General features: G+C 32.2%; 28 protein-coding genes. 12 read left to right on the top strand and 16 right to left on the bottom strand.

Annotation, left to right across the window (positions count from 1 at the left end; genetic code table 11):
• Positions 1–102: 102 nt before the first annotated feature.
• From BMY33_RS07195 to BMY33_RS07185, 3 genes are all read right to left on the bottom strand, one after another.
• Positions 103–363, bottom strand: a complete 261-nt coding sequence (locus BMY33_RS07195) for a SemiSWEET transporter (protein ID WP_211482378.1) — start codon at positions 361–363, stop codon at positions 103–105.
• Between the two features lie 83 nt (positions 364–446).
• Complete coding sequence (gene leuS, locus BMY33_RS07190; protein ID WP_091407062.1) at positions 447–3260, bottom strand: leucine--tRNA ligase; 2814 nt, start codon at positions 3258–3260, stop codon at positions 447–449.
• Between the two features lie 59 nt (positions 3261–3319).
• Positions 3320–4252, bottom strand: coding sequence for a ketopantoate reductase family protein (locus BMY33_RS07185; RefSeq protein WP_091407061.1), 933 nt, complete (start codon positions 4250–4252; stop codon positions 3320–3322).
• 608 nt (positions 4253–4860) lie between these two features.
• Between BMY33_RS07185 and BMY33_RS07180 the strand changes: the two genes are divergently transcribed.
• The 7 genes from BMY33_RS07180 to BMY33_RS07150 all read left to right on the top strand — a co-directional run bounded on the left by BMY33_RS07180 (position 4861) and on the right by BMY33_RS07150 (position 9554).
• The gene (locus BMY33_RS07180; protein WP_091407059.1) at positions 4861–5739 is read left to right on the top strand and encodes a cell division protein FtsX; all 879 of its coding nucleotides are present in this window, start codon (positions 4861–4863) and stop codon (positions 5737–5739) included.
• Between the two features lie 12 nt (positions 5740–5751).
• Positions 5752–6585 (top strand): prolipoprotein diacylglyceryl transferase, encoded by an 834-nt coding sequence (lgt, locus tag BMY33_RS07175; RefSeq protein WP_091407058.1) that lies wholly within the window; start codon positions 5752–5754, stop codon positions 6583–6585.
• Positions 6586–6590: 5 nt separating this feature from the next.
• Positions 6591–6995: a hypothetical protein gene (locus BMY33_RS07170; protein WP_091407056.1), complete on the top strand. Its 405-nt coding sequence runs from the start codon at positions 6591–6593 to the stop codon at positions 6993–6995.
• On the top strand, positions 6979–7242 hold the full coding sequence (locus BMY33_RS07165) for a DUF3098 domain-containing protein (protein WP_091407055.1): 264 nt from the start codon (positions 6979–6981) through the stop codon (positions 7240–7242). Before BMY33_RS07170 ends, BMY33_RS07165 begins: the two co-directional genes overlap by 17 nt.
• Before the next feature lie 62 nt (positions 7243–7304).
• Positions 7305–8099, top strand: a complete 795-nt coding sequence (locus BMY33_RS07160) for an undecaprenyl-diphosphate phosphatase (RefSeq protein ID WP_091407053.1) — start codon at positions 7305–7307, stop codon at positions 8097–8099.
• Between the two features lie 9 nt (positions 8100–8108).
• Positions 8109–8816: a tRNA pseudouridine(55) synthase TruB gene (gene truB, locus BMY33_RS07155; RefSeq protein WP_091407051.1), complete on the top strand. Its 708-nt coding sequence runs from the start codon at positions 8109–8111 to the stop codon at positions 8814–8816.
• A 117-nt stretch (positions 8817–8933) separates the two neighbouring features.
• Entirely contained in the window at positions 8934–9554 is a 621-nt protein-coding gene (locus BMY33_RS07150) for a hypothetical protein (protein WP_139195606.1), read from the top strand.
• A gap of 1 nt (position 9555) precedes the next feature.
• On the opposite strand, the gene BMY33_RS07145 is transcribed toward BMY33_RS07150, so the two are convergent.
• Positions 9556–10167, bottom strand: coding sequence for a thioredoxin family protein (locus tag BMY33_RS07145; protein WP_170837032.1), 612 nt, complete (start codon positions 10165–10167; stop codon positions 9556–9558).
• Between the two features lie 243 nt (positions 10168–10410).
• On the opposite strand from BMY33_RS07145, the gene BMY33_RS07140 reads away from it, so the two are divergent.
• Both BMY33_RS07140 and BMY33_RS07135 read left to right on the top strand, forming a co-directional pair.
• Positions 10411–10974 (top strand): DNA-3-methyladenine glycosylase I, encoded by a 564-nt coding sequence (locus BMY33_RS07140; protein WP_091407047.1) that lies wholly within the window; start codon positions 10411–10413, stop codon positions 10972–10974.
• A gap of 3 nt (positions 10975–10977) precedes the next feature.
• On the top strand, positions 10978–11388 hold the full coding sequence (locus tag BMY33_RS07135; RefSeq protein ID WP_091407045.1) for an ACT domain-containing protein: 411 nt from the start codon (positions 10978–10980) through the stop codon (positions 11386–11388).
• A gap of 5 nt (positions 11389–11393) precedes the next feature.
• Here BMY33_RS07135 and upp read toward each other — a convergent pair whose 3' ends face one another.
• The 4 genes from upp to BMY33_RS07115 all read right to left on the bottom strand — a co-directional run bounded on the left by upp (position 11394) and on the right by BMY33_RS07115 (position 14228).
• Entirely contained in the window at positions 11394–12047 is a 654-nt protein-coding gene (gene upp / locus BMY33_RS07130; RefSeq protein ID WP_091407043.1) for a uracil phosphoribosyltransferase, read from the bottom strand.
• 28 nt (positions 12048–12075) lie between these two features.
• Positions 12076–12714 (bottom strand): leucyl/phenylalanyl-tRNA--protein transferase, encoded by a 639-nt coding sequence (gene aat, locus BMY33_RS07125; RefSeq protein WP_091407224.1) that lies wholly within the window; start codon positions 12712–12714, stop codon positions 12076–12078.
• 255 nt (positions 12715–12969) lie between these two features.
• Positions 12970–13344, bottom strand: a complete 375-nt coding sequence (locus BMY33_RS07120; RefSeq protein WP_091407042.1) for a DUF3127 domain-containing protein — start codon at positions 13342–13344, stop codon at positions 12970–12972.
• 8 nt (positions 13345–13352) lie between these two features.
• On the bottom strand, positions 13353–14228 hold the full coding sequence (locus BMY33_RS07115) for a flavin reductase family protein (RefSeq protein WP_091407040.1): 876 nt from the start codon (positions 14226–14228) through the stop codon (positions 13353–13355).
• A 136-nt stretch (positions 14229–14364) separates the two neighbouring features.
• On the opposite strand from BMY33_RS07115, the gene BMY33_RS07110 reads away from it, so the two are divergent.
• Both BMY33_RS07110 and BMY33_RS07105 read left to right on the top strand, forming a co-directional pair.
• A complete protein-coding gene (locus BMY33_RS07110; RefSeq protein WP_091407039.1) occupies positions 14365–15579 on the top strand; it encodes a sensor histidine kinase in 1215 nt (404 codons plus the stop codon).
• A 37-nt stretch (positions 15580–15616) separates the two neighbouring features.
• Positions 15617–15979, top strand: a complete 363-nt coding sequence (locus BMY33_RS07105) for a hypothetical protein (protein ID WP_091407037.1) — start codon at positions 15617–15619, stop codon at positions 15977–15979.
• A 6-nt stretch (positions 15980–15985) separates the two neighbouring features.
• Here BMY33_RS07105 and BMY33_RS07100 read toward each other — a convergent pair whose 3' ends face one another.
• The 3 genes from BMY33_RS07100 to greA all read right to left on the bottom strand — a co-directional run bounded on the left by BMY33_RS07100 (position 15986) and on the right by greA (position 17392).
• On the bottom strand, positions 15986–16402 hold the full coding sequence (locus BMY33_RS07100) for an acyl-CoA thioesterase (RefSeq protein WP_091407035.1): 417 nt from the start codon (positions 16400–16402) through the stop codon (positions 15986–15988).
• Between the two features lies 1 nt (position 16403).
• On the bottom strand, positions 16404–16793 hold the full coding sequence (locus BMY33_RS07095) for an HIT family protein (protein ID WP_091407033.1): 390 nt from the start codon (positions 16791–16793) through the stop codon (positions 16404–16406).
• A gap of 122 nt (positions 16794–16915) precedes the next feature.
• Complete coding sequence (gene greA / locus BMY33_RS07090; RefSeq protein WP_091407031.1) at positions 16916–17392, bottom strand: transcription elongation factor GreA; 477 nt, start codon at positions 17390–17392, stop codon at positions 16916–16918.
• 169 nt (positions 17393–17561) lie between these two features.
• Between greA and BMY33_RS07085 the strand changes: the two genes are divergently transcribed.
• Positions 17562–17996: a hypothetical protein gene (locus BMY33_RS07085; RefSeq protein WP_091407029.1), complete on the top strand. Its 435-nt coding sequence runs from the start codon at positions 17562–17564 to the stop codon at positions 17994–17996.
• Here BMY33_RS07085 and moeB read toward each other — a convergent pair.
• From moeB to BMY33_RS07060, 5 genes are read right to left on the bottom strand one after another with little or no spacing between them, the layout of a single operon-like run.
• Entirely contained in the window at positions 17993–19054 is a 1062-nt protein-coding gene (gene moeB, locus BMY33_RS07080) for a molybdopterin-synthase adenylyltransferase MoeB (protein ID WP_091407028.1), read from the bottom strand. The two genes, BMY33_RS07085 and moeB, sit on opposite strands and share 4 nt — an antisense overlap.
• Before the next feature lie 31 nt (positions 19055–19085).
• A complete protein-coding gene (gene thiH, locus BMY33_RS07075; protein ID WP_091407026.1) occupies positions 19086–20198 on the bottom strand; it encodes a 2-iminoacetate synthase ThiH in 1113 nt (370 codons plus the stop codon).
• On the bottom strand, positions 20191–20961 hold the full coding sequence (locus BMY33_RS07070; protein WP_091407024.1) for a thiazole synthase: 771 nt from the start codon (positions 20959–20961) through the stop codon (positions 20191–20193). Before BMY33_RS07070 ends, thiH begins: the two co-directional genes overlap by 8 nt.
• Positions 20962–20975: 14 nt before the next feature.
• Entirely contained in the window at positions 20976–21605 is a 630-nt protein-coding gene (locus BMY33_RS07065; RefSeq protein WP_091407023.1) for a thiamine phosphate synthase, read from the bottom strand.
• 10 nt (positions 21606–21615) lie between these two features.
• Positions 21616–22371, bottom strand: coding sequence for a hydroxymethylpyrimidine/phosphomethylpyrimidine kinase (locus BMY33_RS07060; RefSeq protein WP_091407021.1), 756 nt, complete (start codon positions 22369–22371; stop codon positions 21616–21618).
• Between the last annotated feature and the right edge of the window lies 1 nt (position 22372).

Genomic DNA, 22372 nt, shown 5'->3' with positions numbered 1-22372 from the left:
TCTTGAAATAAACCAATAAAATACACTTAAAAAATATCTTATCCGTAATTTAATAAAACTTAGCAAAACTTGTTAAAAAACAATCAGGATTGGTAGTTTTCCTTAGTTTTTATAGCGAATTTTAAAATAGAGCAATAAAAAGCCAGATATTAAAGTAATCAGGTTGCATAAAATTATAGGTAAACTTTTTATCAAAAGGCCATAACCTAACCAACATGACACTCCAGTCACAAAAATTAACAGCATCGATAGGGATAAACTTTCAGCAGATTTAGTTTTCCAAGTTTTATACACCTGTGGCAAAAAAGCAGCTGTAGTCAAAGTTGCTGCAACAAATCCAAGAATTTCTACTGAGTCAATCATATTTCATTTTTAGCAGAATAGAAAAAAAGATAAAATGATTACAATTTTATCTTTTCTCTTTTACTAATACTCTCTATTCTTTTTTACCCAACCACATTCACAATCTTACCTGGCACTACGATCACTTTTTTAGGTGTTCGTCCATCCAATTGTTGTTGTGTTTTTTCATGAGCCATTACTGCAGCTTCAATATCATCTTTACTCATATCTAATGGAAGTTCCATCGTAAAACGCATCTTACCATTAAAGGAGATAGGGTATTTTTTTGTGCTTTCTACCAAATGCTTTTCTTCAAAAATTGGAAATGAAGCTGTAGCAATAGAACTTGTATTTCCTAATTTTGACCATAACTCTTCTGCTATATGCGGAGCATAGGGAGAAACTAAAACCAATAATGGTTCTAAAATTGCCTTTGCATTACATTTCTGAGCTGTTAGCTCATTTACTGCAATCATAAAGGTGCTCACCGAAGTATTAAAAGAGAAGTTCTCTATATCTTCTTCTACTTTTTTAATTGTTTTATGTAACGTCTTTAAGCTATCCTTTGTGGGTTCTGAATCAGTCACACCAAACACATCTCCATTATGGTATAGTTTCCATAACCTTTTTAGGAACCCGTGTACACCAGTGATTCCTGCTGTATTCCAAGGTTTTGCTTGTTCCAATGGCCCCAAAAACATTTCATATAATCGTAAGCTATCGGCTCCATACTGATCACAAATACCGTCTGGGTTTACTACATTAAACCACCTCTTAGACATTTTTTCAACTTCTCTACCAACAATGTATTTACCATCTTCCAATTCAAACTCAGCATCCTTAAACTGCGGCTGCCAATTCTTTAAATCTTCAGGCAGTAATTCATCAGAGGCATTTATCATATTTACATCTACCCTAAGTTCTTCTACATTATATTGATCTTTTAATCCTTTGGAAACATATTTATTAGTACCGCTAACTCTATAAATTATAGCACTAGTACCCAAAATCATTCCTTGATTGATCAACTTCTTTGCAAATTCATCCACAGGAACAATTCCTCTATCAAATAAAAATTTCTGCCAAAAACGCGCATATAATAAATGACCGGTTGCATGCTCACTTCCACCTATATAAAGATCTACTTCTTTCCAATACTCTATAGCATCCTGAGAGAATACCTCTTCTTCATTATTAGGGTCCATATATCTATTAAAATAATACGAACTTCCCGCCCAACCCGGCATGGTATTTAATTCTAAAGGAAACACACTAGTGTGATCTATTAGGTCATTAGAAACAACGGTATTACTTTCAGTATTCCAAGCCCAAACATCCGCACGACCTAATGGCGGTTCTCCGGTTTCTGTGGGTAAATATTTTTCTACTTCAGGTAATTCTATTGGTAAATGTTTTAGCTCAATCATCTGTGGCATTCCGTCTACATAATATACAGGAAACGGTTCTCCCCAATAGCGCTGACGACTAAACACCGCATCACGTAATCTATAATTAATTTTACCTTCTCCTTGACCTAATTTCTCTAATTCGTAAATCGCAGTTTTTACTGCTTTCTTATATTTCAATCCATTTAAGAAATCAGAATTAGCAATAATCGTATTGTCTTTATCCGCAAAGGCTTCCTCAGTAATATCTACACCTTCAAAAATATTAGGAATTTCAATACCAAAATGTTTTGCAAAATCATAATCTCGTTGATCTCCGCAAGGTACCGCCATAACTGCTCCAGTTCCGTATCCCGCTAGCACGTAATCGCCAATCCAAATCGGCACAGGTTCTTTGGTAAATGGATGCTCTGCATACGCTCCTGTAAAAACCCCACTGATTGTTTTTACATCAGCCATACGCTCACGTTCACTGCGTTTTGCTGTAGCTTCTATATATGTCTTTATCGCTTCTTTTTGTTCTGAAGTAGTAACTTTAGCTACCAATTCATGTTCTGGAGCCAATGTCATAAAACTAACCCCAAAAATAGTATCAGGACGTGTGGTAAACACATCAATCACCTCATCATGATTTTTTACCTTAAAAGTCACACTTGCTCCTTCTGAACGACCAATCCAATTCGTTTGAGAATCCTTTAAAGGTTGTGGCCAATCAATAGTATTTAATCCATCCAACAAACGTTGTGCATATGCAGAAATTCGCATACTCCACTGTGTCATTTTTTTACGAATCACAGGATAACCTCCACGCTCAGAAACTCCATTTACAATTTCATCATTTGCCAAAACTGTTCCCAGTTGTGGGCACCAGTTTACCTCTGTTTCTGCAAGATAGGTTAATCTATATTTCAGCAATATTTCTTGCTTTTCCTTAGAAGAAAAACTATTCCATTCATCAGGCGTAAATGCAATAACATCTTCATCACAAACTGCATTCACATTTATATTCCCTTCTTCAGAAAACAGTTTTTCTAATTCAGAAATAGACCTTGCTTTATCATCATTATTATCATACCAGGAATTAAAAAGTTGAATAAAGATCCACTGTGTCCACTTATAAAATGTAGGATCACTGGTTTTTACTTCTCGACTCCAATCAAAAGAAAAACCAATTTTATCTAATTGTTGGCGATAGCGAGCAATATTTTCTCTGGTTGTAATTGCAGGGTGCTGACCAGTCTGGATAGCATATTGTTCTGCTGGTAATCCAAATGAGTCATATCCTTGCGGATGCAATACATTAAAACCTTTGTGACGTTTATATCGTGCATAGATATCACTAGCAATATATCCTAATGGGTGACCAACGTGTAGTCCAGCTCCTGACGGATAAGGGAACATATCAAGCACATAATATTTTGGCTTACTACTGTTATTTTCAGCTTTAAACGTTCCATTCTCTGCCCAATAGGCTTGCCATCTGGCTTCAATCGTATTAAAATCGTAACTCATGATCTGAAATTAAGACCGCAAATTTACGATTTTATGCGAGTTAAGTACACTTTTTTACTTTAGTTTTTAGCCTTTCTAGCTTTTGCCTCCATTGGCTGTAAACAACTATAAACAAATGTGTTCGTAGGTGTTTTAATTTGTAGTTTCTCGCCTTCTTTTACAATAAACCCATTAAAATTATCTAACTCAGAAGGTCTACTCTCCATAATATCACGTTGCGCAGAAGCTGTTGCCATATATGGTTGTTTACCAATAAAATTCATGATCCCATCTACTATGTTTGGAGGCATTGCAACTTCTTTTTTTAGAGCAACTTGATATATCTCTGAAGCTGTATCCCTAAGCATTTTATTCAATTCTGGATGCGCATACATTTCTCCTATGGTAGCTCTAGTCAATGCTCCTAAACCACTAACAGTAGCAATGAACATAAATTTACTCCATATATCTACTTGAATATTCTCTGAAATCTTACTCTTAAACCCTGCTTTATCAAAAACTTCTTTTACTCTTAATAAACGATCTGACCTATTTTTATTCAATTCTCCAAAAACAACCTCTGGAGTATGACCAAAATGCGAAATAATTCCTGGAAATTCTATTTTGCTATAAATTTTACATAATCCGCCTAATACATGTTTTTTATCAATTACAGACATCACTTTCTCAGCATTATCAGCGCCATTTTGCAAAGGAATTATAACTGTATTTTCTTTCAGAATTGGCTTAATAAGTTCTGCAGCTTCTATAACCTGCCAAGATTTAGTACAGATTAATATCAGATCCGCCTTATCAACTTTTTTGATATCATCCGTTACTAAAAAAGGCTTAGTTTCGAAATTCCCGTCAATACTTTTAACCTTTAATCCATTCTTAAGTATTATTTTGAAGTGGTTTCCTCTAGCAATCATGGATACTTTTTGTCCAGAATGAGATATTTTACCTCCAAAATATCCTCCAACACCCCCAAGACCTATGACTACTGTATGCATATTTATAGATTATTTGATTAAATAGGTCAATCTTCAATTTAAACATTAGACCATTATTAAAAATTCCTTTGTATGGAATATACTCTTTATTAAGATTTCAAAAAAAAGAAAATGGCGATAATATCAATTATCGCCATTTTATCACTTAATAAAAATCTTTACTTTAGCAAAGTTGAGTAGCAGTAGTATGGCAGAGTGCTCTGCGACTTGCTAGACTAATTCCTCCTCCTTTAATCTTATTTAAATTAAGTAAAGAAATCTTTGTTTTTTTAAGCTTTAACGTTTTGATGTTTTTTTTCATAATGGTTTTAAGTTTTAATGAATTATAAATTTAACACCCTCTCTTATCGCAGCTTAACAACTGAGTATTTTGGTTCATTTAATGTTGTAGTTCTACTTAAATCTGTGGAATTACGAAACAAAATCAAATAACCTGACAGAGTTTTAGTAGTTAAAAGATATTTAAGACAAAATATACCTGAAATTGAAAAATTTTTACTCTTATTATTCGTTATCTAAATAGTAAAAATTAATTATACCTCTTAATACTGAAATCCTGTTTCCGTAACAGGATTAATTTATTATTTTTACCTGCAAAACAAATCTCTATGAGCTCATCTTTTGAAAAATATCAGAAACGAAGACTAATATCCTCTTACTTCTCTGTGGTTATTAGTATTTCTCTGGTACTTTTTCTACTTGGGCTATTAGGACTTTTGGTACTAAACACCAAAAAGGTGGCAGATCATTTTAAAGAAAAAATTGCACTTACTATTTATTTAAAGGATACTGCCAAAGAAGTAGAGATTAAACAGATGGAGAAAAGTTTAGCACTCGCAGAGTATACCAAATCAACTACTTATATCTCAAAGGATGAAGCTGCCGAAGAACACAGTAAAGATATTGGAGAAAATTTTATGGATTTTCTAGGATATAACCCATTACAAAACTCCATAGATGTGTACTTAAAAGCTGATTTTGTTGATCAAGTGAAAATTGATGAAATTACTACTGCCATAACCAAAAAAGATTTTGTTGACGAAGTAACATATGATAAACCTTTAATTTCTTTATTAAACGATAATATCAAGAAAATAAGTTTTTGGGTATTATTGATTAGCGGGATTTTTACTTTTATCGCAGTACTTCTTATCAATAGTTCGATCAGACTTTCTGTTTATTCCAAGCGATTTATTATTAAAACGATGCAAATGGTAGGCGCAACTAAAAGATTTATTCGCAAACCTTTTGTTTGGAAAAGTGTTCGTTTAGGAATGATAGGTGCTATTGTTGCCCTGATTGGAGTTGCTGTAGTTTTATATTATTTGGATAAGGCTTTTCCAGAACTAACATTACTTAGCGATAAGATACTTTTGATTGGGTTATTCGGAGGAGTTTTTGGTATTGGAATTTTAATTACTTGGATTAGTACATTTTTTGCTACACAACGTTTTCTGAATCTGAGAACTGATGAATTATATTATTAAAGAGTAAAGTTCATGGAACCAATTTATTGGAACGTTGACCCAGAAATCACTACCCTTTTTGGTGTTTTTCCACTAAAATATTACGGATTGTTATTTGTAATTGGGCTACTATTGAGCTACCGAATTCTAAAGAAAATATTTATTTCGGAAAACATTTCTTTAAAAAATTTAGATACACTTGCTAACTACATATTCATTGGTACTCTTGTTGGTGCAAGACTGGGACATTGCTTATTTTATGATTTTGAATATTTCTCACAACATCCTTTAGAAATTTTCCTTCCGTTCAAAATATCTTCTGACGGTTGGACTTTTACCGGTTTTACAGGTTTAGCGAGTCACGGCGGCGCAATTGGAATTTTAATTGCTATTACGGTTTTCATAAAAAAAACTAAGCTACCTTTTTTATGGATTATGGACAAAACGGCTATAGTTATTCCTATTGGGTGTGCTTTTATTCGATTTGGAAACTTTATGAATTCAGAAATCTATGGTAAACCAACCAATAGTAATTACGGAGTTATTTTTATGAAAGATGATTTAATCGCTAGGCATCCTACTCAGTTGTATGAAGCTTTTTCTTTTCTAATTATATTTGTAATTCTTTGGTTTATCAATAAGAAGAAAATATTTTCTAAACAAAATGGGGTCGTCTTCGGCATATTTCTAATGTTAATGTTTTCTGCTAGATTCATTATCGAATTTTCTAAAGAAAATCAAGTAGCTTTTGAGGATAGTATGTCATTAAATATGGGACAAATCCTTAGTATTCCTTTTATTATTGCCGGTGCGATATTAATTATTTTTAAAACAAAGAAAATAAAGGTAACACCTTCTAAAACTTAAAATCTATGAAAAAAATAGGAAAAATATGGTTTGCTTGCGCTTCTATTCTTTTTATAGCATTTATAACAATTGCTTTTCAAACTTTTAAACCTATACGTAACGTACAACCAGATGACGTAATAAAAATTACGGGAATTGTTTCTAAAATAGAAGAACAAAGTGGTTTTGATATCGCTATTACTTTAGAAAACGACACTCATTATTATTACATCAATCGTGGTTTAGAATATGGATTGAACATAGAAGATTTGCAGGATAAAATCCTGCATAAAAAAGTCGTTTTGTATCCTATTCACAGATGGACTATATTTACACCTGACAAGATCATGGGACACGTAGCTAAACTAATGATCGACGATCAGGTGATTTTTAATGAAATTAATAACGATATTCATGAGCAAACATTCTAATAATACTTCAACATATAAACCAGATTTCGTTTTTGGCAAAAAGAATTATGTAGTAATGGCAATAGGTATTGCAGTAATTGCATTAGGATTTATTCTTATGGCAGGAGGAGGAAGTGATGACCCTAACGTATTTAATCCTGATATTTACAATTTCAGAAGAATCCGATTAGCTCCTATGGTCGTTTTAATTGGTTTTGGGATAGAGGTATATGCTATTTTATTGAATCCTGATAAGAAGAAAAACTAACAAACAAACAATTTCTCTTCTGGTAATTATATATTTGCATCGAATTTTACAAATTGTTCCTTATGGAAACTATTGATGCAATTATTTTAGGCGTTATTCAAGGACTCACAGAATTCTTGCCTGTTTCTTCTAGTGGTCATTTAGAGCTTGGAAAAGCCATTTTAGGTAACGAAAGTGTTCCTGAAGAATCATTACTATTTACAGTAGTCTTACATTTTGCAACTGCACTTAGTACTATTGTTATATTTAGAAAAGATATTTTTCAAATTATCAAAGGTCTTCTACAGTTCAAAAAGAATGACGAAACCATGTTTTCCATAAGGATCATCGTTTCAATGATTCCTGCAGTATTAGTTGGATTATTTTTTGAAGAACAGCTAGAACAGCTTTTTGATGGAAATATACTTTTAGTAGGTTTTATGCTTATTATTACAGCTATTTTATTGTGGCTAGCGGATAAAGCAAAGGACACTAACAAAATAGTTACTGCTCCTAATGCATTTATTATAGGAATTGCTCAAGCCATTGCTATGTTGCCAGGAATATCTAGAAGTGGAGCTACTATCTCTACCTCTGTATTACTCGGTAATGATAAAACAAAAGCGGCTAGATTCTCTTTCTTAATGGTAATTCCTCTAATTTTTGGTAAAATTGGTAAAGACTTATTGAGTGGAGATTTAAATTTTTCTACAGAAAACAACACACCTTTAATTCTTGGGTTCATTGCTGCATTTATATCAGGTCTTTTTGCTTGTACTTGGATGATTTCTTTAGTAAAAAAGAGTAAATTATCATATTTTGCCTTATATTGTATTATTGTTGGCGTTGTAGCCATCATTTTTGGTTTTATTAAATAGTCCCCAATAATGTTAACCGAACAAGATTATAAAGACGGTCAAGTCCTACTGATCGACAAACCTTTACAATGGACATCCTTTCAGGTTGTTAACAAACTACGTTGGCTTATTCGTAAAAACTTCGGGATTAAGAAAATAAAAGTAGGGCATGCAGGAACCTTAGATCCTCTTGCTTCTGGATTACTAATTATATGTACCGGTAAATTCACAAAAAGAATACAAGAGTTTATGGGACAAACCAAAGAATACACAGGAACAATTACTCTGGGAGCGACAACTCCTTCTTATGATTTAGAAACAGAAGTGGATAAAACTTTTCCTATAGATCATATTTCGAATGAAATTATACATACCACCACCAAACAATTTATTGGTGAAATTGATCAATATCCTCCTGTCTTTTCTGCTTTAAAAAAAGATGGAAAAAGATTATACGAATATGCTCGTGAGGGAGAAGAAGTAACAATAGCGTCCAGAAAGATTACAATTTCGGAATTTGTAATAACAAGAATAGAATTGCCGGAAGTAGATTTTAAAGTAGTTTGCGGAAAAGGAACCTATATTAGATCATTAGCGCACGATTTTGGAAAAGCATTAAATAGTGGTGGTCATCTAAGTATTTTAAGAAGAACTAAAATAGGTGAATTCTCAGTAAACGATGCCATTAGTCCAGAAACATTTGAGAAACAGATACGTGCAGAAATTGAAACTGCGTAAAATATAGTAGAAAAAAAGTAGTTATAGATACCTATGGAATTTATAGAAAAACATAAAGCCTTAATAATCACATCAATGCTGATGGGTATTTTCGTTTTAACGCTCTATAACATTAACATGGTCAACAAAAAAAAGGAACAATCTGAGATTCTTATGGAAATTCCAGAAGAATTAATGGAAGAACTTACTAAAGAAGAAGAACCGGAAATTCCACAAGAAGAAGATCGACAATTAATCGCTTCTAAAAGAACTCACGATGCCTTTAATGAAGATTTTGAAGATTCTGAAGATTTCGAACAAAGAATAAAATCCCTCACTGAGACTGCCAAGGCAACAGAAGAAACCTCTAATAGTGATCAACTTACCGAAGGCCAAGAAGCAATCGAAGAAGACATCACAACAGAAGAAGTTCCTGAAGCAAAAAAAGAAGAGAAACCAATTACTGAAGAGGTCAACAACCGAAACAGTTCAGTTACATTTACCTTAAAAGGAAGAGAAAAGAAAGATATTCCTAATCCCATTTACACCTGTAATGGAAGTGGAAAAGTTGTTGTGAAAATTGAAGTGAACCAAAATGGCTACGTAATTGACGCTAAAATTGACAAAAAGAAATCTACTACTAGGAATGAATGTCTTTTTGACAATGCGTTAGATTATGCGCAAGATGCTTTATTTTCATCCTCAGATTTAAAAGAACAAAAAGGTTTTATTACCTACTATTTCAATTATGGAGGGTAAACTATAATAATTTTACCAAATCTTCCGCTACATTTTGTCCTTTGTCTTTATTATACCAAACCTGTAAATCTTGTTTAAATTGTGGATCTAAACCTCCATGTATCTCTTTATAATCATTTACCATTTTAGTAGCTACTGATGGTCTTGGCCCCCAAGTATTAATTACTTCTTGCGTATCCTTATTATATGCTATTAACTTAGGGATAGACTTCCCTCCATTAGTCAAAAAGTTATTCATTAGCGCATCGTTATCATCTCTGGATACAACTCTAAAATCAATCCCTTCATTCATTTCAGAAAGCTTATTGATTACTGGTAAAGATTGCGCTGCATCACCACACCAACCTTCTGTTAACACTAACCAAGTAATGTTAGTTTCAGCTTTTGAAACTGTATCTGCAATAGCTTCACTAATTTTTATAGTTTTATCTAATCGCTTCATTCTACGATCATTTAACATACTATAATTAGTAAGTGCATCAGACTGTTCATGTCCTGTAGATTTCCCCTCAGCTAACAAATTACTTACTATATTTCTGTATTCTTGATAGGAATATGAATTGTGTATTCCCTCTTCTATTAATTCATGTATTGTCATTGTAGTTGTCTCCATAATTTTACTTATATCTTATCCAATAAGACGATATAAAAGCATAAAACTTACACATATTATTTTACAACAAATAACCGAATAGCTTTTCAAAAACACACATCATCCTTTATTTTATTTTTAAATAAGATTTTCCTTTTCTTCTAAATGACAATCTTAATTTAACAGAAAAACAATTCGGTACCAATTGCAAACATTTACGAGAATAATGTATTTTTAAAAAATTAAATGATAAAAACGGAAATCATGGAAAAGCATAAATGCGGATGGTGTATGGGAGATTCTTTATATGAGTTCTATCACGATAACGAATGGGGAGTTCCTTTACATAATGAACAACTTTTATTTGAATTCTTAGTTTTGGAAACGTTTCAAGCTGGATTAAGTTGGATCACTATTCTAAAAAAACGTGACAATTTTAGACTTGCTTTTGATAATTTCGATTATAAAATTGTAGCTCAATACAATGAAAATAAAAAAGAAGAATTACTTCAAAATGCAGGTATTATCAGAAATAAATTAAAGGTAAATTCTGCAATTACAAATGCTCAAAATTTTATAAAAATCCAAGAAGAATTCGGAAGTTTTGATTCTTACATCTGGGGATTTGTAGATCAGAAACCTATTGTAAATACTTGGAAGCATCATAAAGAATGCCCTGCGAATACGGAAACTTCTGATCTTATTAGTAAAGACCTAAAAAAACGTGGTTTTAAATTTGTTGGATCTACTGTAATCTATGCATTTATGCAGGCTATCGGAATGGTAAACGATCATACAGTTGATTGTTTTAGATATAAAGAAGTGTAGAAAATGACTGGAGAAAAAAATTTAACTACACTCATTCAAAAAATGTCTCCTGAACTACATGATGGAGAGTATGTATTTACCACAGTCAAAACGACCGATTTAATTGATAGGAAAGACATTATTTGTGAATTTAAAGAACCTGAAGGAATTACACTAATTCTAAAACGTGAAAAAGCTGATAACCTTAACTTAGAATACGAGTTTATTGCTTCTTGGATTACACTAAAAATTCATTCTTCTCTGGATGCAGTTGGTCTTACTGCAATATTTTCATCGGAATTAGCAGCTAATGAAATAAGTTGCAATGTCGTCGCAGGTTATTATCATGATCATATTTTTGTTAATACGGAGTATAGTGAAAAAACTATTAAGGTTCTTAAAAAACTATCACAAAGCTATCCTAATAGAAGGTAATAGTTTTATAATTTTATCCCATATGATAAATCTCCTGAATCACCCAATCCAGGAATAATATAACCTTTACTATTTAATTCTTCATCTATAGCAGCTATCCAAAGATGGGTGTTTTTTGGAAAAACATCTTCAATATATTCGACACCTTTACGAGAGCCAATAACAGATATAATATGAATTTGTTTTGGTTCTCCATGGCTTTTCATAGCATTTATAGTATTCTCTAAAGTTTTTCCTGTAGCAAGCATAGGGTCAGCCAATAACAGTATTTTATTTGCTAAAGAAGGTGATGCTAAATAATTGACAACCACTTCAAAATCATCACTATTATCAGAATGATCTCTATACGCCGATATAAATGCGTTCTCAGCAGTATCAAAATAATTAAGAAGTCCTTGATGCAGTGGCAGACCTGCTCTTAATATTGAACACAAAACAAGTGCTTTTTCTGGTTGAAAAATTTCTTTTACTCCTAAAGGTGTCTGAACCGTTTTTTTAGTGTACTCCAAAGTCTTACTAAGCTCATAACCCAAAACTTCTCCAATGCGTTCTATATTTTTTCTAAAACGCATCGTATCTTTTTGAATTACCTGATCTCTAATTTCACTAATAAATTGATTTAAAATAGAGTTTTCAGTTTCAAGATTATGAATAATCATACAGAGTAAAATTTAAATAGATATAAAACTACTTTAAATATTTCATAAAAGCATCTCTTGAGATCTCTTTCGCTCCTAAACTTGCCAAATGATCTGTATAAACCTGACAATCAATTAATCGTACTCCCTTTATTTTTAAAAACTCAATTAACTTAATAAATCCATATTTAGATGCATTACTAACTTTAGAAAACATACTCTCACCACAAAATATTTTTTTATCACTCAGCCATATCCCATATAAACCTCCAACCAATTCTGATCCTTCCCATACTTCTACAGAAACTGCATATCCTTTATTATGAAGCACGGTATAAGCACGTTTCATATCTGATGTTATCCAAGTACCTAATTGATCAGAGCGACTAATAGTAGCACAGTTATTAATGACTTGTTCAAAATCTTTGTTAAAGGTTACTTCGAAAGAATTTTTTCGAAGTAGTTTCCTCATACTTTTACTTACTCTAAGATCTTCAGGAAAAAGTACCATCCTAGGATCAGGACTAAACCATAAAATTGGCTGATCATCATCATACCAAGGAAAAATACCACTATAATATGCAAGTAATAATCTAGGGATGGAAAGATCTCCTCCTATTGCTAACAACCCGTCTTTATTAGCGGCAGATACGGGTGGAAAATTTATGGAATCATTAAGTATATACAAATCTGAATGCTCTAACGTTTCTACAACGTTAAATATCAATTAGTTGTTTGAATTGACCAAAAAAATCGCAATATTTGTTAGAACCTTTTAAGATAAATTTTGTTCATCATTGCTTTTTTGAGTTTTATTAAAAGGTTAACCTAAAACCACAATATGAAAAGTCCGATACATAAGTATCGGACTTTTTGCTTTTGCACTTTGACAAAACCTCCATTTACATAAGGGTTTAGTGCTATATCTATAATTATTATTTACCTAAAATGGTAAATCATCATGATCTTCTTCTTTTAGATTTGTAGCAGGCTCAAATGCATCTGCTGGTGGCATTGGCGCTGAACCAGAAGGAGCAGCTGCTTGTAAATTTTCTATTCTCCACCCTTGGATTGAATTAAAATATTTAGTCTCTCCTTGAGGATTCACCCATTCGCGACCACGTAAATTAATACTAATTTTCACATCTTGACCTACTTGAAAGCTGTTTAATAAATCACACTTATCCTGAACAAACTCTACCATTATATGTTGCGGATATTGTTCTTCTGTAGTAACAACTACCTCACGTTTTCTGAAACCATTGTTTCCAAAAGTTTGTGTCTCACCGACCATTTTTACTTTACCTTGTACTTCCATCTTTTTAATTATTGTATTGCTGCTAAAATATTCCAAGCAGTATTAATATCATCCTTATCCAAATACTGCTGTGCAAATTTATGAATTTCTATTAGGTTAGCATCCTGAATTTTACCCTTAATATCACTATTGTTATTAACAAAATCTCCGACTTCAGTATTCGTAGGTATTCTTTCTACATTACCTAATTTTCCTAAATCGTTTCCTGTAAACACAGTACTATTTTTTATGTCCTCCGGTAGAGCATCTATACCAATACCGATCGTACTTAATGGTTTTGGAACTTCGAACATACCCATATTCGCTCTTGTATACCAATTACCTCCCATACGTGCTACTTGATCAATTTTATATTGATCAATTTTACCATCATCATCGAGTATCTCTTTTTTTACATGCATTAGTAATACTTCACAAATAACAAGATTACCCGCTCCTCCTTCGTTACCTAAGGAGACTATTTCGTTCACTTTACATTCAAACTGAACAGGAGCTTCCGCTACTCTAAAAGAATTTATCTTCTCGGAAGGTAACATTGTTAAACCAGCTTTGTCAAATTCATTTACTTCATCTGGGTATTCCGTGCTAGACAATGACATTTGCTGAACAATATCATAATTAACAATATTGATAACTACTTCCTTTGTAGTTATTGCATTTTCTAAGGTATGCTTAGTAGAATTGTCTCTAACTCTTCTTGCCGGCGAAAAAATAAGAATTGGAGGATTAGCGCTAAAAACATTAAAAAAACTAAATGGAGAAAGGTTAGGATTACCTTCTTCATCAATAGTGCTAGCAAAAGCTATAGGCCTAGGACCAATTGCTCCAAGCATCATTCCGTGTAATTTTCCTGTGGAAACTTCTGAGGGGTCTATACGTATCATAAATAAAAACTATTATACAAAGATACTTAAACTTTATAGCTCTTAGAGTTCAATCAATTGGTTTTACTTACCTTAGTTTAGAAACAATAAATTAGTTTTAAAACGTTTATATTTAGAGTTTGGTAACACATTTTTTATGAATTTTTCCGACGAACGTAATCTAGCCAGTTACTTTATAATATTTGCGGTTCTTGTAATTACAGGTCTTGTATTATGGAATACATCTTTATTTCTTCAACGATTAAAAAAGGATGAAAATATTAAAATGCAAGTTTGGGCGCAATCTTTTAAGGCCTTAAGTAGCTCGGGAATAGATGGAACTAGTGATCTTAGTCTAGACGAATATTTAGAATTATCTAACCTTATTAATCGTACCAACACTACTATCCCTACAATAATAACAAATTCTGAAGGTGATTTTATCAAAAGTCCGTCTGGGGAAATAAACATAGCAAGCACGACACTCAACTTGCCCGATAATACTACTGAAGAAGATCTAGTAGATTATTTAGAACGTATGAAATCCGAAAACGAACCAATAGTTCTAGATCTTAAAGGAACAGTTCAATATGTGTATTACGGAAACTCTTCTATTCTTAATAAATTAAAATACTACCCAATAGCAATTGCACTAATTATATTTTTATTAATTGGTGTTATTTATTTCTTTTTTACCACTTCTAAAGCGAGTGAGCAAAACAAACTCTGGGCGGGTATGGCCAAAGAAACTGCACACCAAATTGGAACTCCGCTCTCTTCTTTGGTTGGATGGAACGAAATTTTAAAAGTAGAAAATGTAAATCCAGAATATATAGTAGAAATAGAGAAAGATATTTCTAGATTAAAAGTAATAACTGAGCGTTTTTCTAAAATAGGATCTATTCCTAAATTAGAAGAAGTGGATATTGTTCAAGAAACAAGTGAAGCTTATACATATTTACAATCCAGAAGTTCTAAGTTGATTAATTTTTCAATCAATTTACTTGAAGAGCCTATTCCTGTCCATTTAAACTCTCAATTATATAGCTGGACTATTGAAAATTTGGTGAAAAACGCTATTGACGCTATGCGCGGAAAAGGAGATTTAAATGTTGATTTATCTCAGGATACGAAACGTGTGTTTATTAGAATTACAGATACTGGAAAAGGAATTCCTAAAAGTAAGTTTACTAAAATTTTTGAACCTGGCTATACTTCTAAGACTAGAGGCTGGGGACTTGGTCTTTCGCTTGCAAAAAGAATCATTGAAGATTATCATTCAGGTAAAATTAGAGTTTTAAGATCAGAAATAGGCAAGGGTACTACTTTTCAGATTACATTAATTAAATCCGACACCTCCTCTATAACATAATTCTCTTATATCCGTTATAGATTACAAACCTTATAAAGTGAAAACCGAGTATATTGTTTTAAAGGAAACTGTTCTTAACAACAATTGTCCTGAATGTTATTCTAAAGAAAGCTTATTGCTTTCGTTCAAACAAAAAAAAACATTTTCTAAACTTTTTATAAAAACCAATAAGGAAGTTATTGAAAGTATGGACTGTAGAAAATGTGAAACTACTATTTTTCCAGGACGTTGGACAGATGATATAGAAAGAGTTTATAATTATCACAGAAAGACAATTGATTTAAAATCATCTAGCGTTAAATTCACTGGATTGTTTTATCTAATAGTTTTTTTAGTAATTGCTCTAAGCGCAACATTAGGTATATTTATTATTCACCCTGAACTTTTTCAAATTCAATAATATGTATTATACATATTGACTCATTACTTCTCGTAATTCATCCGAAATCTTAAAAGTTTTATCCATATTAAAATCAAAACAAACTGCTACGTCATTCCCAATTGCACATAAAATTTCATTGTCATTATAAAGCTCATGATACAATCCAAAACTAGAGTTTTTTATAAATGCAACCTTCGTTCTTATTAATACATTTCCAGGAAAGAAGAGTGGGTTTTTAAAATCACATTTTGTAGAAACAAGCATTGGTCCTTTTTTAGTTTCAGCATATAATTTAGCTAATCCTGAAACTTCCCAAAACTGAACACGAGCACTTTGCATATACTTCATAAAGTTTACATTATTGACATGCTGATACGTATCCATCTCGCTCCAATCAATTCTTAATTGCAACGATAACTTAAACTCTGATGTAGTATTCATTTTATAAATTCGATTGGATCTTTTCTGCTAATATTTCAAATTCATCTTTGGTTAGAGATACTTTAGATTGAAAAGTCATTTCTTTCATTTCATTAATTGGTATTAAATGAACATGGACATGAGGTACTTCTAAACCTACTACTGCAATACCAACTCTCTTACAAACAACTGATTTTTCTATTGCAAGAGCTACTTTACGCGAAAAACGCATTAACTCAATATACGTTTCTTCATCGAGATCAAATATTTTATTTTCTTCTTTTTTAGGAATGCATAAGGCATGTCCTTTTGCATTAGGATTTATATCCAAAAAAGCATAAAAATTTTCATCTTCCGCAACTTTATAAGAAGGTATTTCGCCATTAATGATTTTAGTGAACAGGGTAGACATTCGTTAAAACTTTTAGTTGGTTTATCAATACGAAATATAGGATATTTCTGGCAAAATAAAGGTCATAAAAAAACCTTTCTCATTTTTTTAAGAAAGGTTTTCGTAAGTGCTAGTTATATCTTTTATTCTCGCGAGATTTCTACAACATCAAACTTCATAATCCCATTAGGGACTTGAATTTCTGCAACCTCACCAACACTCTTACCTAAAAGGCCTTTTCCAATAGGTGAATCAACAGATATCTTACCTGTTTTAATATCAGCTTCACTCTGCGCAACTAACTTATAGGTCATATGAGCGCCATTGATTTGGTTCTTAATCTTAACAGTAGAGTGTATTAATGCTTTTGAGGTGTCTAATTGAGATTCATCTATTAAGCGTGCTCCAGATAATGTTTCTTCTAACTTAGAAATTCTCATCTCTAATAATCCTTGCGCTTCTTTTGCTGCATCATATTCAGCATTTTCACTTAAATCACCTTTATCACGGGCTTCTGCAATAGCCTGTGATGCCTTTGGTCTCTCTATATCTTTAAGGTTATTTAATTCGTCTCTTAACTTTTTTAGCCCTTCTGCAGTGTAATAAGATACTTTGCTCATAACTTCATCGTTTATATAAATACAAAAAATCCCACGGCCATGGGACTTTATCTATAAACAAATATAATAAAAAATAATACCGAATCACATTTTTACTTAATTTGGTCATTTAAAAAATTGCACTTGGATTAGTAAAGAATATCTTTCTTTATTATTAATACAACAAAAAATGAAAAAAATAATATTAGTAGTTTTTATTTCAGTATTTATACTCTCTTGTAGTAGTGATGATGGTCGCTCTAACAACCCTAATCTTCCTTCTATAGGTTTTAATCATACTGTAAATTTAGACTTACCACAATTTAATAGTCTTAAGTTTCCCGGGAATTTTGAATTAATTAGAATTGAAGGAGTTGGTATCAAAGGAGTTGTCATATATAATATAGATAATACATTATACTCTGCTTTTGAATTAAGTGATCCAAATATAATTCCTAGTAGTTGTTCCGCACTTAGCGTAACAGGAATTAGAGCTGAATCTAATTGTGGAAATGATAATGCTTATGAGATTATTAATGGACAACAATTAGAAGGAGAAGGTGGGTTCCCCCTTTTAAGATATCAAATTAGAAGAGACGGAAATATTTTGGTCGTTTCTAATTAATATGCAGATAATCCATCTTTTAAATTAATCAAATGAAGATCGTCTCTATGTTTACGTATAATTTCGATTGCTTTTTTACTTCGTAAACCAGATTGGCAACAAACTACAATTGGTTTTTCATTGTTTAGTTCAAAAACACTTGAAGAAACTGTATCTAGAGGAATATGAATGCCTCCAATATTAAAATAATCAATCTCTTCTGGAGATCTAACATCTAGAATTTGATAATTTTCTATATTTTGTTTTAGTTCTTCAGCAGAAATTTCCTCAAAAGTATTTGGTTTAATACCACAGAAAAAATCATAGTTGTCAAGTAATCGATCTATATCGATATTTTGGTTTTTATTAAAACTTAATGTTTGTTGTTGTAAAGTAAGAGCATCAAAATAGAGTAGTTTTCCTTTTAAAACTTCTCCTATACCAACAATTATTTTAATAGTTTCATTTGCCTGAAGACTTCCTATAATCCCAGGTAATACTCCTAAAACTCCTATCTCAGAACAGTTAGGAACAGCTCCTTGTTCCGGTGGATTTGGAAACAAACACCGATATGTTGGGCCATTTTTATAATTTAACACAGAAACCTGCCCTTGAAACTTAAATATAGAACCAAATACTAATGGTTTATCAGTGATCACACAAGCGTCATTTACTAAATATCGAGTTGGAAAATTATCACTTCCATCTACTATAATATCATACTCAGAAAAAAGCTCTAATGCATTATCGTTATCTAACTTCTCTTCATATACCTTAAAGAACACAAAAGGATTTAGTCCAGATAATCTTTCTGAAGCTACTTTGGCTTTTGATCTTCCGATATCATCTACGGTATATAAAACTTGTCTTTGAAGGTTTGTTTTATCAACTACGTCGTCATCAATAATTCCGATAGTACCTACTCCAGCTGCAGTAAGATATTGTAAAATAGGGCACCCTAATCCTCCTGCACCAATCACTAAAACCTTAGCTGATTTCAGTTTTTCTTGACCATCAACACCTATTTCATCTAACAAAATATGACGGCTGTATTGTATTTTTTCTTCTTTATCTAGCATTTTCACAAACAAGCTATAAAGATATTACAATTTATTTCCAATTATGAGCCCAATCTTTCCAAACTACCTCTAAACCTTTAGATTTTAACATGGTTACCACTTCTTCTGTAGAACGTTCATCAGAAATCTCAAACTGCTCTAAAGACTGAGGTTCTACAGCATATCCTCCAGGATTTGTCTTAGATTCTGCACTAATTGAAGTAATCCCTAAGTTCACAATATTTTCTCTAAAAACTTCACTTTCCCTAGTAGACATGGATAATTCTACATCTTCATCCAATAAACGGAATGCACAGATTAATTGCACCAAATCGGAATCAGTCATTTCAACTTTTGGTTCTAATCCACCACTATGAGGTCTTAATCTTGGAAACGATATAGAATATTTAGTCTTCCAGTATGTCTTTTGCAAATACTGCAAATGTAAGGCTGTAAAAAAACTATCAGCTCTCCAATCTTCTAAGCCAAATAAGGCTCCCAAACCTATTTTATGAACCCCTGCTCGCCCCAATCTATCTGGAGTTTCTAATCGATAATCAAAATTTGATTTCTTTCCTTTTGGATGATGCTTTTTATATTCTCCTTTATGATATGTTTCCTGATACACTAAGACCGCATATAAACCGCTATCAATTAATAATTCATAATCTTCTTGATCTAATGGCTGCACTTCTATAGTAATATTGGCAAATTTAGATTGTATTAGTTTGATAGCATTATCAATATATGCTACACCTACGGTTCTATTTGCTTCTCCTGTAACTAAAAGAATATGATCATACCCTTTTGACTTTAGAAAAGCTACCTCTTTCAATATTTCCTGATCAGATAAAGTTCTACGAGGTATTTTATTAGTCATACTAAAACCACAGTACGTACAAATATTTTGGCATTCATTACTTAGATACATTGGCGCATACATTTGTATGGTATTCCCAAACCGCTTTTTTGTAATTTGATAGCTCAATTGCGCCATTTGTTCTAAATACGGCTTAGCAACTGGGGAAATTAAAGCCTTAAAATCCTCAATAGTTCTATTATTCGTATCTAAAGCTTTCTGAACATCCCGTTCAGTTTTGCTAAGAATATCGGATAAGACAGAGTCCCAATTATATTGATCAAATATATTTTTGAAATTACTCATTCAAAAAAGATGTTAATGGACTACTTGCTTCCGCATGTTTTTTAATGGGAGCTAACTTAGCGGTATATGCCAATCTACCTGCTTCAACTGACATCTTAAATGCTTTAGCCATTGCTACTGGGTTTTCTGAAACAGCGATAGCAGTGTTTACCAAAACTGCATCAGCGCCTATTTCAAGAGCATGTGCTGCATGAGACGGACTACCGATACCTGCGTCTACTATTACAGGAATATTACTTTGATCTATAATTATTTCTAAAAAATCCAATGTCTTTAATCCTTTATTACTGCCTATTGGTGCTCCTAAAGGCATAACACATTGCGCTCCTACTTCTTCTAACCGTTTACATAAAACAGGATCTGCATGTATATAAGGCATCACAACGAAACCAAGTCTTACTAATTCCTCAGCCGCCTTTAAAGTTTCGATAGGGTCTGGTAATAAATACTTTGGATCAGGATGGATTTCTAACTTAATCCAGTTAGTTTCTAGTGCTTCTCTAGCCAACTGAGCGGCAAAGACAGCTTCTTTAGCATCTCTAACCCCAGAAGTATTAGGCAATAAATTAATTCTTGGATGATCTAAATGAGTCAATATATCATCATCTTCATTTTTGACATCAACTCGTTTAAGTGCTACAGTTATCAACTCACTTTCTGAAGCTATCAATGCTTCTTTCATCAGATCAGATGAACTAAATTTTCCTGTTCCGGTAAATAACCTAGAAGAAAATTCTTTATCTGCAATTTTTAATGTATCCATTGTATGTCTTAGCTTTAAGCAACCGCCATAAGCTTTTTTATAGTTTCTATTCTTTTCTCCAAATCTTCTTTATCCGTTAACATTCCTGAAACTGCTATTCCACTAATTCCTATGTTAAGAATTTGAGGTACATCATTTTCTTCAATTCCACCAATTGCTACTATAGGAATATCTATATTATTTTTAAATTCTGAAATAATCTTTTGATACCCTTCTAAACCTAATATTGGACTTAACTTGTTTTTGGTACTAGTATATCTAAAAGGTCCTAATCCTATGTAATCTACTCCTTCATCTATATGTTTTATACAGTCTTTTAAACTATTTGCTGTACCTCCAATAATAAAGTTATCTCCTAAAATAGCTCTCGCCTCTTTAGGGTTCATATCCTGTAATCCCAAATGCACACCGTCTGCTTGAGAAGCTTTTGCAATACTCACACTATCATTAACAATCATAATAGCTCCATACTGATCGCAAATTTCTCTGCATTTTAAAGCAGTATTTAGCCCTGTAGCAGCATCCACATCTTTTAAACGCAATTGCACCCACCTAACTCCGGCTTCACAGACTTCACCGATATGCCTTAAATGCTCTTGTGGAGATTTTCCCTGAGAAATATATTGTAAATTTTCTTCTTTCATATTTTAACTGCTAGAATTTATGATATCCTAAAAGAGAAGTATTAGAACTCAATACTTTTTCTATGTAACGCTTACCTCTATAACAGGATTTTAGCAAGGGGAATCCTTGGGATAAATATGCTGTTATTGAAGACGACAATACACAACCACTTCCATGTTTTTCTGTTATATTTTTATTTTTAGGATTCAGCCTAAAACTTGTTCCCTCTTTTGTAAATAACTCGTCTTTTCCAAGCATTCCTTCTCGATGACCTCCTTTTAAAAAAACATTCGTTTTACTAGAAATGTGTTTTATTGTTTCTTCAATAGTTTTATCAGGATAAAAAGCTTTAATCTCATTGTAATTCGGTGTCAATAGATATATTTTATTCAGCACTTCTTCGAATTCATTCTCTCCAAGTGAGAGTTTATGGAAATCAAAATCTGAACTGGATTTTAGAACTGGGTCTAAAACAATTTTTACATTGCTATTCTTTTCTAAGAGAAAGTCAATAATATCATGTAATACCTTCCAGTTTTGGATAATTCCGATTTTGACATAATCAATCTCGAAATTTTTGAATAAAATCTTTATCTGATTTTTTATAATTCCTATATCGATCCAATAACATTCTTCAAAACTTGTATCACTTTGAATCGTATTCGCCGTACAAACTGCAAAACCATAACATTTTAAAGCTTCAAAAGTTTTAATATCTGCTGTTAATCCTGCTCCCGAAGAAGGATCAAAACCTGCAATTGTTAGTACATTAGGGCGCGTTTGCATA

It is taken from the genome of Aquimarina amphilecti (assembly GCF_900109375.1).
GTDB lineage: Bacteria > Bacteroidota > Bacteroidia > Flavobacteriales > Flavobacteriaceae > Aquimarina > Aquimarina amphilecti.
Note: the sequence above shows the minus strand (reverse complement) of the source record. Positions and strands in the feature narration are given on the sequence as shown.

Excerpts from the sequence above, each read along its gene's own strand:
- BMY33_RS07195 (WP_211482378.1), bottom strand. The coding sequence starts at position 363 with ATGATTGACTCAGTAGAAATTCTTGGATTTGTTGCAGCAACTTTGACT.
- leuS (WP_091407062.1), bottom strand. The coding sequence starts at position 3,260 with ATGAGTTACGATTTTAATACGATTGAAGCCAGATGGCAAGCCTATTGG.
- BMY33_RS07185 (WP_091407061.1), bottom strand. The coding sequence starts at position 4,252 with ATGCATACAGTAGTCATAGGTCTTGGGGGTGTTGGAGGATATTTTGGA.
- BMY33_RS07180 (WP_091407059.1), top strand. The coding sequence starts at position 4,861 with ATGAGCTCATCTTTTGAAAAATATCAGAAACGAAGACTAATATCCTCT.
- lgt (WP_091407058.1), top strand. The coding sequence starts at position 5,752 with ATGGAACCAATTTATTGGAACGTTGACCCAGAAATCACTACCCTTTTT.
- BMY33_RS07170 (WP_091407056.1), top strand. The coding sequence starts at position 6,591 with ATGAAAAAAATAGGAAAAATATGGTTTGCTTGCGCTTCTATTCTTTTT.
- BMY33_RS07165 (WP_091407055.1), top strand. The coding sequence starts at position 6,979 with ATGAGCAAACATTCTAATAATACTTCAACATATAAACCAGATTTCGTT.
- BMY33_RS07160 (WP_091407053.1), top strand. The coding sequence starts at position 7,305 with ATGGAAACTATTGATGCAATTATTTTAGGCGTTATTCAAGGACTCACA.
- truB (WP_091407051.1), top strand. The coding sequence starts at position 8,109 with ATGTTAACCGAACAAGATTATAAAGACGGTCAAGTCCTACTGATCGAC.
- BMY33_RS07150 (WP_139195606.1), top strand. The coding sequence starts at position 8,934 with ATGGTCAACAAAAAAAAGGAACAATCTGAGATTCTTATGGAAATTCCA.
- BMY33_RS07145 (WP_170837032.1), bottom strand. The coding sequence starts at position 10,167 with ATGGAGACAACTACAATGACAATACATGAATTAATAGAAGAGGGAATA.
- BMY33_RS07140 (WP_091407047.1), top strand. The coding sequence starts at position 10,411 with ATGGAAAAGCATAAATGCGGATGGTGTATGGGAGATTCTTTATATGAG.
- BMY33_RS07135 (WP_091407045.1), top strand. The coding sequence starts at position 10,978 with ATGACTGGAGAAAAAAATTTAACTACACTCATTCAAAAAATGTCTCCT.
- upp (WP_091407043.1), bottom strand. The coding sequence starts at position 12,047 with ATGATTATTCATAATCTTGAAACTGAAAACTCTATTTTAAATCAATTT.
- BMY33_RS07120 (WP_091407042.1), bottom strand. The coding sequence starts at position 13,344 with ATGGAAGTACAAGGTAAAGTAAAAATGGTCGGTGAGACACAAACTTTT.
- BMY33_RS07115 (WP_091407040.1), bottom strand. The coding sequence starts at position 14,228 with ATGATACGTATAGACCCCTCAGAAGTTTCCACAGGAAAATTACACGGA.
- BMY33_RS07110 (WP_091407039.1), top strand. The coding sequence starts at position 14,365 with ATGAATTTTTCCGACGAACGTAATCTAGCCAGTTACTTTATAATATTT.
- BMY33_RS07100 (WP_091407035.1), bottom strand. The coding sequence starts at position 16,402 with ATGAATACTACATCAGAGTTTAAGTTATCGTTGCAATTAAGAATTGAT.
- BMY33_RS07095 (WP_091407033.1), bottom strand. The coding sequence starts at position 16,793 with ATGTCTACCCTGTTCACTAAAATCATTAATGGCGAAATACCTTCTTAT.
- greA (WP_091407031.1), bottom strand. The coding sequence starts at position 17,392 with ATGAGCAAAGTATCTTATTACACTGCAGAAGGGCTAAAAAAGTTAAGA.
- BMY33_RS07085 (WP_091407029.1), top strand. The coding sequence starts at position 17,562 with ATGAAAAAAATAATATTAGTAGTTTTTATTTCAGTATTTATACTCTCT.
- moeB (WP_091407028.1), bottom strand. The coding sequence starts at position 19,054 with ATGCTAGATAAAGAAGAAAAAATACAATACAGCCGTCATATTTTGTTA.
- thiH (WP_091407026.1), bottom strand. The coding sequence starts at position 20,198 with ATGAGTAATTTCAAAAATATATTTGATCAATATAATTGGGACTCTGTC.
- BMY33_RS07070 (WP_091407024.1), bottom strand. The coding sequence starts at position 20,961 with ATGGATACATTAAAAATTGCAGATAAAGAATTTTCTTCTAGGTTATTT.
- BMY33_RS07065 (WP_091407023.1), bottom strand. The coding sequence starts at position 21,605 with ATGAAAGAAGAAAATTTACAATATATTTCTCAGGGAAAATCTCCACAA.
- BMY33_RS07060 (WP_091407021.1), bottom strand. The coding sequence starts at position 22,371 with ATGCAAACGCGCCCTAATGTACTAACAATTGCAGGTTTTGATCCTTCT.